This is a genomic window from Streptomyces sp. NPDC014801 (assembly GCF_043082085.1).
Classification (GTDB): Bacteria; Actinomycetota; Actinomycetes; order Streptomycetales; family Streptomycetaceae; genus Streptomyces.
Map to the genome: position 1 here is coordinate 1 of NZ_JBIBXG010000015.1, position 14,760 is coordinate 14,760.

Here is a 14,760-nt window from a genome sequence, read left to right on the forward strand (position 1 = left end):
ACCACCCTCGCCGCCCAGCACCAGATGAACTGGATCAACCTCGGCCTCCACCCCGGCTGGCACACCAGCACCGAATCCGAAAACGACCTCAACCGCCTCGGCTACTTCAACGGCGCCGCCGCCTCCACCCCCGCCGACCTCCCCCCCACCGACGTCTCCAAGGCCGACATCGCCACCGCCGAACACCTCGGCGAACGCGTCACCCACCACACCACCATCGTCCTCGCCGGCCGCGAAGCCCTCGGCCTCACCGCCTGACGAGAGCGTCCGCCACCCACCCTCACCCGCACCACGAGAGAGCTGACACCGTGACCACCGCTGCCACGCGCACCACCGACGAGACCGTCGACGCCTTCTTCGCCGCCTTCGGCGCCGGGGACTCCGAGGCCCTGCTCGGCCAGTTCGCCGACACCGTCGACTTCCACGTCGCCGGCGCCCCGAACGTCCCGTGGGCCGGCTCCCGCTCCACCCAGGCGGAGATCGCCGAGTTCTTCGGCCTCTTCCCGCAGGTCCTCACCGGCCCCGAGTCGTTCGAGATCACCACCCGGGTCACCCAGGGCCAGGACGCCGTGGTCATCGCGAACTGCGTCTTCGAGGTGACCGCCACCGGCAAGAAGTTCCACAACCGGTACGCGCTGCACTTCACCGTCACCGACGGCCGCATCGTCCGCTACCACATGTACGAGGACAGCTACGCGATCCACGAGGCGTTCACCGCCTGACCGGCGCCCGCCGCACCCCGGCCGCGGCCCCGACGGCGCCCGCCGCACGGCCCGCCGCCGCTTCGACCAACCCCCTCTTCACCCTTCGTACCGAGAAATGAGAGACACCATGTCCTTCCCCGCCATGCCCAAGGCCGTCCACCAGTTCTACGCCGGCTCGCTGGCCGCCGACGCCGAGCTGTGGGGCGCGGGCTTCGCCGAGGACGCCCTCTTCCACGACCCGGTCGGCAGCGAGCCGATCCGCGGCCGTGAGGCGATCCTCGCCAAGCTGCGCAAGGTGATCCCGCTGTTCGACCCGTTCATCGGCATCACCCCGATCGAGGCGTACACCACCGGCGGCGAGACCGCCGTCTCCTGGCGCGGCGCGGTCGTCACCACCGACGGCAATCCCGTGAACTGGTCCGGCATCTCCGTCTTCAAGCTCAACGACGAGGGCCTGATCTCCGAGGCGCGGCTGTACTTCCACCACGGCGTCTTCGCCGCGCAGGCGCAGCTCGGCGACCACTGAGTCAGCCGGACACCGGGCGCCCGGCTCACCCCGCGTGCGGGGCGGGCGCCCGTGCCGACCGCCCCGGACCATCGCGCCGGGGCGGGGCACGACCACCAAACATCCTGATGGGGGAGGATCACAATGCAGGCCAACGGCCTGAAACAGCAGCTGCGGCTGGCGAGCGTGGACGAGGTCCTGGGGGACCGCCACGGCCGGTTCTTCGGTGAGGGGTTCAAGCGGGTCACGTACTCGCTGACCGGCGTCACGGTCGCCCCCGGCACCGGCTCCACCGCCGGCGAGATACGCGCCACCGCCGGCATCCATCTGCCCGACACCTGGTCCCGCAAGGGCGAGACGCTGCAGCGGCCGCACCTGTCGACCCTGGACGGCATGCTCCTCGCCGCCCGGCTCACCGGTCTGTACGCCGCGCACACCCACCGGCTGACCGCCGACGCCTCCTTCCGGGTCCGCGGCCTGCGCATCAAGGCCGGCTCCACTCCCGACGAGGACGGCCTGGAACGCTTCGGCGTGACGGCCCGTCACCTGTCCACCGTCGCCTCCCCGGACACCGCCGGCCGGTCCGTCACCACCATGGACTGCGTGATCGGCTCCATGACGCTCCAGGTCGAGGCCGAGCACCCGACGGTGGACGCCCCGCACTCCGCGCCCGGCTCCTACGCCACGGCTGACGAGCTCGACGGGCCCTGGAACTCCACGGCGTTCGGCGTCTCCCACCACAGCCGCAGCCAGTACCTCGAGGACGTGGTGGCCGACGTGAGCGCGGGCACCGCCGACGCCCGGCTCACCCTCGTCGACGCCCCCGGCCACGACCCCGCGGCGAAGCCCGTCCCCACCGCGATCGACCTGTTCGTGTGCGCCCTCCAGCTCGGGCAGGTGCTGCTCTACGAACTCGACGGGCTGACCCGCGCGCAGTCCAACACCCTGTGGATGCGCACCACCCGCTTCACGCCCCGCCCCCTCGCCGACGCCGAGCCCGGCGACCGCTTCCGCGTCCGGCTCGACCGCACCGCCGAACTCCCCACCGCCGAGGGCACCTGGCGCACCGCCCGCCTCACCGCGGCCCTCGGTGACACCGAGCTGACCTGCAACGTCGTCCACCTGCTGCCCTGAGTCCGCTGCCATCCGCCAGAAAGCGATCACCGTGCACACCACACCCGTCGCGCTGGTCGGTCTGGGCAGCTATCTGCCCCCGCAGCGCATCACCAACGAGGCCCTGTGCGAGCGCCTCGACACCACCGACGAATGGATCACCACCCGGACCGGCATCCGCAGCCGGCACTGGGCGGGCCCCGGCGTCGCCACCGGCGACCTCGCCGTCGAGGCCGGCCACCGGGCCCTGAAGTCCGCCGGCCTGGAGGCCGGGCCCGGCGCGGTCGACCTGGTCGTCCTCGCCACCACCACCCCCGACAACCCCTGCCCCGCCACCTCCCCGGACGTGGCCGCCCGCCTGGGCCTCGGCCCCGTCGCGGCCTACGACATCGCGGCGGTCTGCTCGGGCTTCATCTACGCGCTCGCGGCCGCCTCGGCGCACATCGTCGCGGGTCAGGCGCAGCGGGCCCTGGTCATCGGGGCCGAGACCTACTCCACCATCCTCAACCCGGCCGACCGGACCACCAACGTCATCTTCGGCGACGGCGCCGGAGCGGTCCTCCTCTCCGCGGCACCGGACAGCGACCGGCCCGGGCTGCTGCTCGACCTCGACCTGGGCTCCGACGGCACCGGGCGCGACCTCATCACCATCCCGGCCGGCGGGTCCCGGCAGCGCGCCACGACCCCGGAACCCGACGCCGACGACTGCTACTTCACCATGCAGGGCAAGCAGGTCTTCACGCAGGCCGTGAACCGGATGACCGCGTCCTCGCAGACCGTGCTCGACCGCCTCGGCTGGGGCGCCGGCGAGGTCGACTGGCTCGTGGGCCACCAGGCCAACGTGCGCATCCTGAACGCCGTGGCCCGCGGCCTCGGCATCCCGGCGGAACGCGCGGTCGTCAACCTCGACCGGGTCGGCAACACCTCCGCCGCCTCCATCCCGCTGGCCCTCGCCGACGCCGCCGCGAGCGGCGCGCTCACGCCGGGCGCCCGCGTCCTGCTCACCGCCTTCGGCGGCGGTCTCACCTGGGGCTCCGCGGCCCTGACCTGGCCGGACATCGTCCCCGTCTGAACGACGCCGCGCCCCCTTCCACCTCTTCTCTCCACCCCCACCCCACTCCCATCGCGCTTGCCCGTACCCGAAAGGCGACCTCCCCACATGACCACCACCACCCTGCCGCTGGCCGACGTCCTCATCGACATCCTGCGCACCGACTACGAGGTCCCGGACGACACCGACGTCGACACGGACTTCGAGAGCCTCGCCTTCGACTCCCTCGTCCTCGTCGAGTTCGCCGTGGTGCTCTCGCGGCGCTTCGGCGTCGAGGTCGAGGACCACGAGCTGCAGGAGGCCGGGACCATCGCCGCCACCGTCGAGCTGCTGCGCGCCAAGGGCGTCCAGGGCTGACCGGACCGCCGCCTTCCGCCCGACGCCGGGACCCGCCGGCGCCGGGCGGAGCCGCACCGCCTCACAGGAGAGACCATGAGTGCCCGACGCCTCGCGTTCTTCGACGTGGACGGAACCCTCACCACGGACACCACGCTGTTCCGCTTCCTGCGCTTCTACCTGGCGGCGCGGGGACACGGGCCCCACGTGTACGAGCAGCGGCGCCAGCGGCTGAAGGCCATGACGGCCCTCGGCGTGCCCCGCGAGGCGACCAACCGCGCCTACTTCACCAACTTCCGGGGCGCCGACGCCGAGTCCGTGGCCCACCTGGCCCGGGCGTGGTTCGCGAAGGAGCGGGCCCAGGACGGTTTCCTCAACCCCGCCGCCGTCGACGCCCTGCACCGGCACCGGGCTCGGGGCGACGCCGTCGTCTTCGTCTCCGGGTCCTTCCCGGCGGTGCTCACCCCTCTCGCCGAGCAGCTGGGGGTGAGCGACGTGTGGGCGACCGCGCCCGAGATCGTGGACGGCCACTACACCGGGGAACTGCTGCGGGAGCCGATGATCGGCCCGGCGAAGGCGGACGCGGCGCGGCTCGCGGCCTCGGTCCACGGGGCGGACCTCGCCGACTGCTCCGCCTACGGCGACCACCTGTCGGACCTGCCCCTGCTGAACGCGGTGGGCACGCCCGTCGTCGTCGCGGGCGACCCCCGGCTCGACCGGCACGCGCGGCTGCACCACTGGACCGTGCTGCCCTGCGCCCCGCGCGCACCGGAGCTCCCGCTCGGCGGGTGCCTTCCCGCCTGGGACGGCGACGGCCCGGCCGGGCGCGGGACCGCCGCGGCCGACGCGGTGCCGTCGTGACCTGTCCCCTCACCCCCGGTCGACGAGGAGGTCGACGTGCGCAACCCACCGTTTCACCCTGACCGGAAGGACATCTCCCTCAACAAGGTGCTGCACGCGCTCAGCGATCCCATCCGGAGGGACATCGCCCGTACCACGTACGCGGAAGGGCCGCGCTGTGCCGGACTGTTCCGCTACCCCATCGCGAAGTCGACGCTGTCGCACCATCTGAAGGTGCTGCGCGAGGCCGGCCTGGTGCAGACCGAGGTCCGCGGCACCGCCCGCATCATCTCGCTCCGGCGGGAGGACATCGACGCCCGCTTCCCCGCCCTGCTGGAGGCGGTCCAGGTGACGACGGCCCCGGCGCGCACCCACGGCTGACGAACACATGTTGAGCGCACGGCGGGCAGACGGTGAGCGGATGACGACCGATGACGTCGGGGGACGGGCCGAGGGACATGGCACGGGGCCGACCCGGGGATACGGCGCGGGGTGGGCCCGGGGGCCCGGCACGGGCCGACCCGGGGACACGGCGCGGGCAGGGCCGGGCGCCGGGGCGGGCCGCCGCCCCCGCGCACCCGGCGCCCGGGACCCCGCTCGTCAGCGTCCGCTCTGCAGCGACATCAGGCGCAGGGTGTGGGCCGCGGACGCGAGGGTCATGTGCCGGTGCCAGCCGCAGAAGGACCGTCCGACGAAGTCGCGCACCCCGGTGCGGTCGGCGCCCAGGCCCTGGTCGAGGGCCACCTTGCGGGTCAGCTTGGTCAGCTTGAGCAGGTCCGCCGGCGTGCTGTCGGTCAGGTCGGTGACCCAGACCTGCGCGGGCGTGTCCTGCCCGGGGCGCCACTCCCCGAGCAGGACGAGCGGCCGGCCGTGACCGGAGCGGGCCTCGGGTGCCCGGACCGGGACGGCCGCCACCCACGATGTGCGCACGCTGCCCGAGCCGCCCGGGTCGGCCCAGTCCACGCAGCGCCGCGAGGAGCGGGCCGCGTCCAGGAGGGCCGCCGCCGTCAGGGGCTCCCCCGGGGAGCCGTGCCGCTCGGGGGCGTCCGCGGCGAACCGTGTCGTCGCGGCGATCCTGGCCACCACGGGCAGCCCGGCGGCGGTGATGCGCCGCGCGGACTGCCAGTCGTCGTCGCCGCGCAGGTCCATCAGCACGGGCCGGGGCGGAACGGACCACTCGCGCGCCGCCTCCAGAACCGCCTCGGCCGCGCACTGCTCCACCGGCGCGTAGGAGAGACCGGCCGGGAGGTCGGCCCTCCCGCGCAGCGCCTCGTCCTCGATCCAGTGACGGGGCATGAACAGCTTCCAGTTGACCGGGGCGCTGAAGGCCGTGGAGGCGTACCACGCACCGAAGGTCCGCTGGCCGCTGACGGACCGGCCGGCGTCGGGGAAGCGGTCGACGCCCACGGTGTGCTCTCCGTCCTTGGGGATGGTCATGGCGTGCAGGACCCAGGCCCGGGGCGGGCAGAGCCGGTCGAGGAAGGCGGCGTGCGCGGCGCGCATCGGCGCCCAGTCCCAGGTGGAGCCGCAGATGAAGTGGTGCAGCCGCTGCTCCTCGTCGGGCAGCCCGAGCGAGTGGGCGATGTTGCGGACCGACTTGCGGCCCTCGGCGAACAGCAGGCCGCGCAGGTAGTGCTCGCCGCGCATCCGCTGGTCGCGGCGGCTGAGGGAGGAGAAGAGCGTGTCGAGCAGCTCCTCCCGGTGGCGGCGCAGTTCGGTCCGTCGGGGCTGGTCTCGCGGAACTCTCCGGACGGCGCGGCTGACGGCGCGTTCCGGACGTGCGGGCCTCGGCTGGACAACGGTGTACATACGTTTCCCCCGTCTCGTGCGGTGTCCTGGTCGGCCAGGTCTCCGCCTGAGGAAAATATAGAATACTCGTTTTGTTTTCGCACCCTGGATCGCCACCATCTGGAACACCACGGTCCGGACGACGACGCCGAGACGGCACCCGGCTTGGGGAGGAAACGACAAGGGGGGACCGGCGTCCCGCCAACAGGGTCCCGTCCCGCTAACAGGGCCCCTTGGCGATCCCGCACTCGAGCAGCGGCCAGACGCGGGCGAGCTCCCCGCTCATGACCTCGTCCGCGCGCTGCCCGGCCCGTGTGCGCGGATGCGCCTCCGCGGCCGTCAGCAACCAGCTGACCAGCGACGTCAGCAGACGCGGCGTCCCCGCCGGGCCCAGCTCGCCGCGCGCGTCGGCCTCCTCGGCCAGTTCCTCCAGGCGCGGCAGCCACGCCTGCTGCCAGTCGGCGGCGATGTCCGCCCGCTCCCGCGCCAGCAGCGCCGTCGCCCGGACGACGACGTCCTCCTCGACCAGGCGCGCGAGGGCCTGAAGCACCGCGCCGACGGCCCGCAGCGGGGAGTCGTACCGCTCGGACGCCTCCGCCACGACCCGCCGGGCGCTGTCGGCGCCGGTCCGCGCCACGGCCGCCGCGAGACCGGCCTTGTCGGGAAAGTGAAAGGTCAGGGCTCCGATGGACACATCGCACAGGCGGGAGATGGCGGTGAGGGTGGCCCCCCGGTAGCCCTGTGCGTCGATGCACACCGCGGCGCCTCGGATGAGGATCTCCCGGGTCCGCGCCGCCCTGTCCTGCACCGCCGCACTCCCTCCCCGGGGCCCTGTCGGTCCGGGCTGAACCGCAGGGGCGGCCGGCTGCGCCCGACCGCCCCGTCGCGGAAACTACTCCTGGCGCGACCCAGTTTACAAAGTGAGCGTTCTTTTTTTGCCGCCACGTAACGGGAAGATCAATGCGTGGCGGTCGCACCTCCGTCGACCGGGACGGCCGCGCCGGTCACGAAGGACGCCTGGTCGCTGCAGAGCCAGGCCGCGGTCCGCGCCACCTCCGCCGGATCGGCCATCCGCTTCTGGATCGCCGCGGCCGCGAAGGTGGCCTCCAACTCCGGTGCCTGGCGCAGCACTTCTTCCATCATCTCGGTGCGCGTGGCGCCCACCACGAGCGCGTTGACGCGGATCCCCCGCTCGCCGTAGTCCGCGGCGGCGGCCCTGGTCAGGCCGATGACCGCGTGCTTGGCGGCCACGTACGCCGCCGACGCCCCGGTCGCCGCGGTGCCCGCGACGCTGGAGGTGTTGACCACGGCTCCGCCGCGCCCCGAGGCGAGCATGGCCGGTATCTGGTGGCGCAGGCAGTTCCACACCCCGCGCAGATTGACGTCGACGGTCTGCTCGTACGTCGCGTCGTCGATCTCGTGCAGCGGCACCCCGGCGGTGGCGTAACCGGCGTTGTTGAACGCGGCGTCCAGGTGGCCGAAGGTCTCGACCGCCCGCTCGACGACGTGGGCGACGTCCGCGGACCGGGCCACGTCACCGGGCACGGCCAGCGCCCGGCCGCCGCCCCCGCGGATCTCCTCGGCCAGGGCCTGGAGCGGCTGGGCGCGCCGGGCCATGAGCACGACCGCGGCGCCCTCGGCGGCGAAGACCCGGGCCGCGGCGGCACCGATGCCGCTGGACGCCCCGGTGATCATGGCGACTCGTCCGTCGAGCACGGTCACTCCCCCCACACCGTGCCGGCCGCGGCCTCGGCGTCGACGCGGCGCAGCAGCTCCTCGTCGATCGCGTCGAGGCCGTCGACGAGGTGGCGCACGCCCGCCTCGCCCATCAACTGCCGCTGGAATCCGTGCGGGAAGGGGCTGGGCAGCCCGATGAAGGCGGTGCCGAGCGCGCGGGCGGTCTCGGCGACGCGGGCGACGTCGTCCACGAACAGCGCCTCGTCGTGCTGGAGCCCGAAGACGTCGGCGGTGATCTCGTGGACGCCGGGCCGGAAGTCGTTGGTGCACACGTAGCCGGGGCCGTCGAACAGGTCGGCGTACTCCCCGAGGAAGCGGTCGAAGTGGGCCTTGGGCAGTCCGCCGTAGCAGACGGTGCGCAGGCCCAGTCCGCGCAGCCGGCGCAGGAGTTCGGCCGCGCCGGCGGCCACCTCGACGGGGTGGTCGGCGAGGTGGCGGTCGCGCTCCTCGAAGTAGGCGGCGAGGGCCTCCTCGCCGGTCAGGGTGCCGCCCACCGCCTCGGCCATCCGCTGCCCCGCGATGTGCTGGGGCTGCGAGAAGATCGCGCGCTCCGTCTCGGCCGTGTACCGGCCGCCCCGGCTGACGACGAAGTGGTGGATGACCGGGCTGAAGGTGTCGTTGAGCAGTACCCCGTCGATGTTCAGCGCGGCCAGCCGCAGCTTGTCGAGTCCCCGTTGCATGTTCCCCTCCCAGGGGTCCGGATCCGCCGAGCGGGGACCGCGCGACGGCCCGGCCCACCGGGTGGGCGTGCGAGGGGGCTGCCCGGGCATCGTTGCGCTGGGCAGACGTCGGCGCGTCCCCGATCGTGGACGTCAGCGGGCCGCCGCCGTGCGGCGGCCGGTCAAGTGGTCGGACTTGCACCGGGAAGACTGCCACAGACGGCCGCCTTCCAGTGCTCCGGATCGATCTTGATGCGGACCGCGAGGGCGGGTACGGCGACGCCGGGCAGCACCAGCCGCCACATCCGGACCACCCGCTGCGGCAGATCCGCCCGTCCGCTGGCGGCGGCGGAGAAGAGCTGCATGCCGGTACAGGTCTCCACGACGAGCTCGGCCAGTTCCTTCGGCTCCACCCCGGCCTGCAGTTCCCCGCGGTGGGCGGCCGCGAGCAGGCACTCCTCCATGATGGCCGCCCACTCCTCGTAGGGCGTCGCCGCGCCCTCCATGCCGAACGCGCTCTGTTCCGTCGTCAGCCGCACCCCGGCCCGCAGCAAGGTGTTCGTCTGCAACAGGTGCGACCAGACCATGGTGATGTCCACCAGCCGCTGCAGCCCCTCGGACGTCAGCAGCGGGACGATGGTGCGCGGCTGCGCCTCCATGACCGCGCGGGCGAGGCCCTCCTTGGACTGGAAGTGGAAGTAGAGCGCGCCGGAGGTGGCGCCGGAGCGCTCCAGGATGCGGTTGATGCTCGCCCCGGCGTAGCCGAACTCGTCGAAGACCGCTGCCGCGGCATGCAGGATCGCCTCCCGGGTCTCCACGGCTCGTTGCTGCTTCAGCTGTCTCATGGTCGGCTCCAAAACAGAACAGTCATTACGCGATGGCAGCCCCCGGTGTCCGCAGAGGATGTCCGAAAAAGTGCCCGTCGTCCTGGGCGATCGGCGTCGCGATCTTGAGGCTGTGTTGAAGATCTCTTTACTGTGTCCAGAGCATACAGAACAGAGCACTCTTTATGTTTATGGGGGTCCTGGCCCTGTGATCAGGACCGAGTTGGTCAATGCTAGGGGGGAGCTCGCATGTCCAGTACCGCTCAGGTCGTGCCGGACGGCAGGGTAGGCATGCCGGTCACACGGGAGTACGTCCACAAGGTCGACGCCTCGGAGGTGCTGCTCACCCAGTGGCGGGAGACAGCGCCGGACGCCTACCGCGTCCTGGCCGACTGGCCCCGGGACCACCGCTTCTACGGCACCCGCGACGGCCTGCACGACCCGCTGCTGTTCGCCGAGACGGTCCGCCAGACGGTGCCGCTGCTCAGCCACGCCGCCTACGGCGTGCCGTTCGGCCACCGCCAGTCCTGGAGCAGCCTGCGCTTCTCCCTCACCCCCGCGGCCCTGGCCGCCGGCGAGGGCGACACACCGCTCGAACTGCGCATCGACTGCCGGGACGTCGTACGCCGGGCCGGCCGGCTCGCCACGGTGACCATGCAGGTGGAGATGGTGCGCGACGGCGTGACCGTGGGCCATGCCCAGACCCACTTCGCCAACCATGCGCCCGCCCTGTACGAGCGTGTCCGCGGACGCTACGCCGACCTCGCCTGGGCCACCGGCCGCGCGGTGCCGCCGGCACCCCCGGTGGCACCTGAACGCGTCGGCCGCGACCGGCCCGGCGACGTCGTGCTGTCCGCCTCCGACGTACCCGGGCGCAGCCGGCTGCGCGTCGACATGAGCCACCCGGTGCTGTTCGACCACCCCGTCGACCACGTGCCCGGCATGCTCGTCCTGGAGGCCGCGCGGCAGGCCGCGCACTCCCTGGCCCACCCGGAGCCGGTGACCGTCGTCGGCATGGACGCCGTCTTCGCCCGCTACGGCGAGTTCGACGCCCCGTGCTGGGTGCACGCCAGCCTGCTGGACTCGCCCGGCCGCACCACGTCCCGGGCGATCGTCTCCCTCGTCCAGAACGACCTGTGCCTGTTCTCCGGCGTCGTCACGATGCTGCGCACCCCGCGGGGCTGACCGGCGCGGGACATGCCCTCCGGGCTGCGCGGACGCGGCGCGGAGGGCGTCAGCCGAAGGTGCGCCGGTAGGTCTGCGGGCTCACGCCCGTGGTGCGCTTGAAGCGGTCCCGGAAGGTGGTGGGCGAGCCGAATCCGACCTGGCGGCCGATGCGCTCGACGGAGTGCTCGGTGGTCTCCAGCAGGTGCTGGGCCTGGCGGATGCGGGCCCGGTGGAGCCACTGCAGCGGGGTGGTCCCGGTCTGGCTGCGGAAGCGCCGGATCAGGGTGCGGGTGCTGGTTCCGCTCCGCGCGGCGATGTCGTCCAGGGTGAGGTCGCGGGCGAGGTTCTCCCGCAGCCACACCAGCAGCGGCTCCAACTCGGAGCCCTGCGGGGTGAGGACGTGGTCGTGCACGATGAACTGCGCCTGCCCGCCCTCGCGTTCCAGCGGCATCACGGACAGCCGGGCGGCGTCGGCGGCGACCGCGGAGCCGTAGTCCCGGCGGATCATGTGCAGGCACAGGTCCATGCCGGCGGCGGCGCCCGCCGAGGTGAGGAACTGGCCGTTGTCGACGTAGAGCACGTCCGCGTCGACGGTGACCTTCGGGTACAGGGCGGCCAGGAGGTCCGCCGCACGCCAGTGGGTCGTGACGCGCAGCCCGTCGAGCAACCCGGTGGCCGCGAGCGGGAACGTGCCCACGCACAGCGAGGCGATCCGGGTCCCGGACGCGGCGGCCTCCCGCAGGGCGTCGCCCACGGCAGGGGGCAGCGGGGCCGTCGGGTCGGCGATCCCCGGCACGATGATCGTGTCCGCGTCCCCCAGCGCGTCCAGGTCCCACGGCGCGCGCAGGGTGAAGGCACCGGCGTCGATCTCGTCGCGTTCCGCGCAGACCCGCAGCCGGTAGCCGGGCCGCCCGTCGGGCAGGCGGGTCCGGGTGAAGACCTCGATCGGCGTGGACAGATCGAACGGGATCACCTGGTCGAGCGCCAGAACGACGACGGTGTGCATGGCGGGAACCTATCTGATCGCCGCACAGCGAATCCCGGGCCGATGTGCCGGTGCCCCCACGCGACAGCGGCCATGACGTGGGAGAAGACCCCGAGAAGGCCCGGACCGGGCGTGTGGCAATTTCCCGTTGAAACCTGTCACTCCTGCCACTGGGCGATCGGATCGGCAGCGGGTTGACTTCACCGCGTCTCCGCACACCCGCTTTCGGAGGAACGCCCCATGCACGTCCAGATCGCCCTGTTCGACGGCTTCGATCCGCTCGACGTCATCGGCCCCTACGAGGTGCTCCACGCCGGCGGCACGGCCACGCGGGGCGCGGTGAGCGTGGAACTGGCCAGTGCGGAGGGGCCCCGCGAGGTGACCAGCGGCACCGGTGGGCTGGCGCTGCGCGCCACCGCCGCCCTCGATCCGGAGCGGGCGGACGTGATCGTGGTGCCCGGTGCCTCCGGTCGCGTCGGTGCTCCCGGCGAGGCCCCGCAGGAGGAAGCGGGGACCGGCGAACCGAGGCGGGACGCGGGGACCCGCTACGACCCGAGGCAGGACGCGGGGACCGGCGACGACCCGGGGCAGGACGCGGGGACCCGCTACGACCCGGGGCAGGACGCGGGGACCGGCGACGACCCGGGGCAGGACGCGGGGACCCGCTACGACCCGGGGCAGGAAGCCTCCGTCCCGGAGCTGCTCGGCCGCACGCTGACCACCGGGCTGTCCGCGCTCCTGAGGCAGGCCATGGACGATCCGGAGGTGACCGTGGCCACGGTCTGCGGCGGCTCGCTCGTCCTGGCCATGGCCGGGCTGCTGGAGCACCGGCACGCCACCACGCACCACCTGGGCCTGGATCTGCTGGACGCCGCCGGAGCGCACGCGGTCCACGCCCGGGTCGTCGACGACGGCGACCTGATCAGCGGTGCCGGCGTCACCTCCGGACTCGACCTCGCCCTGTACCTGCTGGAACGCGAGACCGGGCCGCGCATCGCCCACGCGGTCGAGGAACTCTTCGCCCACGACAGGCGCGGCACCGTCTGGCGCGCCCGGGGTCCCGTTCCCGCCGCCCTCTGAAACCCGGGCACGCGCCCACCGCCGCGGCCCCGCCCCTCCCGTCAGCAGCGCACCGTAAGAAGGAGCATCACCATGCCTGCCGAAGGCACCTGGAACCCGTCCGTCTCCACCCCCGTCGGCGGGATCACCGCCCGGGCCGGACGTCTGCCCGCCCCGAAGGTCACCGGCGAGCGCGCGGCCGCGGAGCAGCCGGCGTGACCAAGATCCTGCTGTCCTTGCACGTCCTGGCCGCCATCCTGGCCGTCGGTCCCGTCACCGTCGCCGCGAGCATGTTCCCCGCGGCCCTGCGCCGCGCCGCCGCTGAAGGCGACGCCGGTCGCACGACCCTGCGGACCTTGCACCGCATCTGCCGGCTCTACGCCGGCATCGGCCTCGCGGTCCCCGTCTTCGGCTTCGCCACGGCGAGCAGCCTCGGGGTCCTCGGCGACCCCTGGGTGATCACGTCGGTCGTGCTGACCGCGGCGGCCGCCGGGGTCCTCGTCCTGCTGGTCCTGCCCGGCCAGGACCATGCCCTGACCGGCACGGCGAGCCCGGACGGAACGCCGACGGTCGCGGTCGCGGGCCGACTCGCCCTGGTGACCGGCATCTTCAACCTCCTGTGGGCGACGGTCACCGTCCTGATGATCGTCCGCCCCGGCTCGACCACCGGAGCGTGACCGTGCGTCCGGACACCCCGCGCCACCTGCGCATCGCCGCTCACACCGAGCTGATCTCCCTCATCCTGATGCTGGCCAACGTGTTCACCGTCCACCTCAAACCCGTCTCGTCCGTGATGGGCCCCACGCACGGCTGCGCGTACCTGTTCGTGGTGATCGCCACCTGGCGCCTCAAGCCCGCCTGGACCGTCACCGTCACGGCCCTCGTCCCGGGCGTCGGCGGGCTGCTCGCGCTGCGGCTGCTTGGCCGCGGCGACGCGGCCCGCGCCCGGGCGGAGGAGGCCGCCCCGTCCTGAACCGTCCGCCAGGTTCCGCGCCGGCCCCAGGGGCCGGGACGAGACACCCCCTGGGCCGACGGGGGACGCACAGAGCCCCTCCGATCCGCTTCCCGCAGATCGGAGGGGCTCTTGGGGTGTGGAGCCTAGGGGAGTCGAACCCCTGACATCCGCCATGCAAAGACGGCGCTCTACCAACTGAGCTAAGGCCCCGTACAAGAAGCGTCCGGCCGGAAGACTCGCGTTCCGGTGGGCGCCGCAGACCAGAGTACCGGGTCTCCCCGGGGATCTCGCAAAAAGATTGGGGGTCCCGGTAGCCGACCACGCTCCGTAAGATGCTCCGCGTGGTTCGCGGCAGCGAACCGCCGTTTTGGGGAAGCGATGGGGAGACGCAATGGACGCCGCACAGCAGGAAGCCACCGCAAGAGCGCGGGAACTGCAGCGGAACTGGTACGGGGAGCCGTTGGGGGCGCTCTTCCGCAGGCTCATAGACGACCTGGGCCTGAACCAGGCCCGGCTCGCGGGGGTGCTGGGACTGTCGGCGCCGATGCTGTCCCAGCTGATGAGCGGCCAGCGGGCGAAGATCGGCAACCCGGCGGTCGTCCAGCGGGTGCAGCTGCTGCAGGAGCTGGCGGCGCAGGTGGCGGACGGCAGCGTCAGCGCCGCCGAGGCCACCGAGCGCATGGAGGAGATCAAGAAGTCACAGGGGGGTTCGGTGCTCAGCAACACCACGCACACGGTGAGCACTTCGGGCGCCCCGACGGTCAAGCGGGTGGTCCGCGAGATCCAGTCGCTGCTGCGCTCCGTGGCCGCCGCAGGCGACATCATCGAGGCCGCGGACAGCCTCGCCCCCAGCCACCCGGAACTGGCCGAGTTCCTGCGCGTCTACGGCGCGGGCCGCACCTCGGACGCGGTCGCGCACTACCAGTCCCACCAGAACTGACCCCTGCGGGGCGGCGCGGCACCGGGGGGTGCGCGCGGCCCGCGGGATGCGGGAGGCGTCGGAGCGCCCGCCGCGGGGGAGGCAAGGGGGGTGACCC

Annotated in this window: 19 protein-coding genes, 1 tRNA gene and 1 pseudogene; 14 read left to right on the plus strand and 7 right to left on the minus strand. The window is 73.1% G+C overall.

Going from position 1 to position 14,760, the window contains the following annotated elements; genetic code table 11:
• From ACF1AL_RS32490 to ACF1AL_RS32525, 8 genes and pseudogenes are all read left to right on the plus strand, one after another.
• Positions 1–258, plus strand: a pseudogene (locus ACF1AL_RS32490) (NADPH-dependent FMN reductase); the annotation flags it as partial.
• Between the two features lie 50 nt (positions 259–308).
• Entirely contained in the window at positions 309–722 is a 414-nt protein-coding gene (locus ACF1AL_RS32495) for a nuclear transport factor 2 family protein (protein ID WP_391702165.1), read from the plus strand.
• Positions 723–831: 109 nt separating this feature from the next.
• Positions 832–1,230, plus strand: a complete 399-nt coding sequence (locus tag ACF1AL_RS32500) for a nuclear transport factor 2 family protein (RefSeq protein ID WP_366835228.1) — start codon at positions 832–834, stop codon at positions 1,228–1,230.
• Positions 1,231–1,353: 123 nt separating this feature from the next.
• Positions 1,354–2,343 (plus strand): AvrD family protein, encoded by a 990-nt coding sequence (locus tag ACF1AL_RS32505; RefSeq protein WP_391702169.1) that lies wholly within the window; start codon positions 1,354–1,356, stop codon positions 2,341–2,343.
• A gap of 25 nt (positions 2,344–2,368) precedes the next feature.
• Positions 2,369–3,394, plus strand: coding sequence for a beta-ketoacyl-ACP synthase III (locus tag ACF1AL_RS32510; RefSeq protein ID WP_391828525.1), 1,026 nt, complete (start codon positions 2,369–2,371; stop codon positions 3,392–3,394).
• A gap of 87 nt (positions 3,395–3,481) precedes the next feature.
• A complete protein-coding gene (locus ACF1AL_RS32515; protein ID WP_366835225.1) occupies positions 3,482–3,730 on the plus strand; it encodes an acyl carrier protein in 249 nt (82 codons plus the stop codon).
• Between the two features lie 75 nt (positions 3,731–3,805).
• Positions 3,806–4,570 (plus strand): HAD-IB family hydrolase, encoded by a 765-nt coding sequence (locus ACF1AL_RS32520; RefSeq protein WP_366835224.1) that lies wholly within the window; start codon positions 3,806–3,808, stop codon positions 4,568–4,570.
• A gap of 36 nt (positions 4,571–4,606) precedes the next feature.
• The gene (locus ACF1AL_RS32525) at positions 4,607–4,930 is read left to right on the plus strand and encodes a metalloregulator ArsR/SmtB family transcription factor (protein ID WP_366835223.1); all 324 of its coding nucleotides are present in this window, start codon (positions 4,607–4,609) and stop codon (positions 4,928–4,930) included.
• Between the two features lie 219 nt (positions 4,931–5,149).
• On the opposite strand, the gene ACF1AL_RS32530 is transcribed toward ACF1AL_RS32525, so the two are convergent.
• The 5 genes from ACF1AL_RS32530 to ACF1AL_RS32550 all read right to left on the minus strand — a co-directional run bounded on the left by ACF1AL_RS32530 (position 5,150) and on the right by ACF1AL_RS32550 (position 9,578).
• Positions 5,150–6,358, minus strand: coding sequence for an IS701 family transposase (locus ACF1AL_RS32530; protein ID WP_391778141.1), 1,209 nt, complete (start codon positions 6,356–6,358; stop codon positions 5,150–5,152).
• Positions 6,359–6,557: 199 nt separating this feature from the next.
• Entirely contained in the window at positions 6,558–7,145 is a 588-nt protein-coding gene (locus ACF1AL_RS32535) for a TetR family transcriptional regulator (RefSeq protein WP_391702175.1), read from the minus strand.
• A 149-nt stretch (positions 7,146–7,294) separates the two neighbouring features.
• The gene (locus ACF1AL_RS32540; RefSeq protein WP_386911335.1) at positions 7,295–8,053 is read right to left on the minus strand and encodes an SDR family NAD(P)-dependent oxidoreductase; all 759 of its coding nucleotides are present in this window, start codon (positions 8,051–8,053) and stop codon (positions 7,295–7,297) included.
• A 2-nt stretch (positions 8,054–8,055) separates the two neighbouring features.
• On the minus strand, positions 8,056–8,754 hold the full coding sequence (locus ACF1AL_RS32545) for an HAD family phosphatase (protein WP_384201354.1): 699 nt from the start codon (positions 8,752–8,754) through the stop codon (positions 8,056–8,058).
• Positions 8,755–8,915: 161 nt separating this feature from the next.
• Positions 8,916–9,578: a ScbR family autoregulator-binding transcription factor gene (locus ACF1AL_RS32550; protein ID WP_366835218.1), complete on the minus strand. Its 663-nt coding sequence runs from the start codon at positions 9,576–9,578 to the stop codon at positions 8,916–8,918.
• Between the two features lie 228 nt (positions 9,579–9,806).
• On the opposite strand from ACF1AL_RS32550, the gene ACF1AL_RS32555 reads away from it, so the two are divergent.
• Positions 9,807–10,742: a ScbA/BarX family gamma-butyrolactone biosynthesis protein gene (locus ACF1AL_RS32555; RefSeq protein WP_391821223.1), complete on the plus strand. Its 936-nt coding sequence runs from the start codon at positions 9,807–9,809 to the stop codon at positions 10,740–10,742.
• 49 nt (positions 10,743–10,791) lie between these two features.
• Here the strand turns inward: ACF1AL_RS32555 and ACF1AL_RS32560 are convergent, their stop codons facing one another.
• Positions 10,792–11,730 carry a GlxA family transcriptional regulator gene (locus ACF1AL_RS32560; RefSeq protein WP_391702185.1) on the minus strand — a complete coding sequence of 313 codons (939 nt, stop codon included), beginning with the start codon at positions 11,728–11,730 and terminating at the stop codon, positions 10,792–10,794.
• A 219-nt stretch (positions 11,731–11,949) separates the two neighbouring features.
• Between ACF1AL_RS32560 and ACF1AL_RS32565 the strand changes: the two genes are divergently transcribed.
• The 4 genes from ACF1AL_RS32565 to ACF1AL_RS32580 all read left to right on the plus strand — a co-directional run bounded on the left by ACF1AL_RS32565 (position 11,950) and on the right by ACF1AL_RS32580 (position 13,741).
• Complete coding sequence (locus ACF1AL_RS32565; protein WP_391828386.1) at positions 11,950–12,789, plus strand: DJ-1/PfpI family protein; 840 nt, start codon at positions 11,950–11,952, stop codon at positions 12,787–12,789.
• A gap of 72 nt (positions 12,790–12,861) precedes the next feature.
• Positions 12,862–12,987 carry a hypothetical protein gene (locus ACF1AL_RS32570; RefSeq protein ID WP_391658766.1) on the plus strand — a complete coding sequence of 42 codons (126 nt, stop codon included), beginning with the start codon at positions 12,862–12,864 and terminating at the stop codon, positions 12,985–12,987.
• Positions 12,984–13,445, plus strand: a complete 462-nt coding sequence (locus ACF1AL_RS32575; protein WP_391828388.1) for a DUF2269 family protein — start codon at positions 12,984–12,986, stop codon at positions 13,443–13,445. The genes ACF1AL_RS32570 and ACF1AL_RS32575 overlap by 4 nt, the downstream gene beginning before the upstream one ends.
• The gene (locus tag ACF1AL_RS32580; RefSeq protein WP_391778147.1) at positions 13,442–13,741 is read left to right on the plus strand and encodes a DUF3817 domain-containing protein; all 300 of its coding nucleotides are present in this window, start codon (positions 13,442–13,444) and stop codon (positions 13,739–13,741) included. The genes ACF1AL_RS32575 and ACF1AL_RS32580 overlap by 4 nt, the downstream gene beginning before the upstream one ends.
• 119 nt (positions 13,742–13,860) lie before the next feature.
• On the opposite strand, the gene ACF1AL_RS32585 is transcribed toward ACF1AL_RS32580, so the two are convergent.
• Positions 13,861–13,933: transfer RNA gene (locus tag ACF1AL_RS32585), tRNA-Ala, on the minus strand.
• 181 nt (positions 13,934–14,114) lie between these two features.
• On the opposite strand from ACF1AL_RS32585, the gene ACF1AL_RS32590 reads away from it, so the two are divergent.
• On the plus strand, positions 14,115–14,663 hold the full coding sequence (locus ACF1AL_RS32590) for a DNA-binding protein (RefSeq protein WP_366835211.1): 549 nt from the start codon (positions 14,115–14,117) through the stop codon (positions 14,661–14,663).
• Positions 14,664–14,760: the final 97 nt, after the last annotated feature.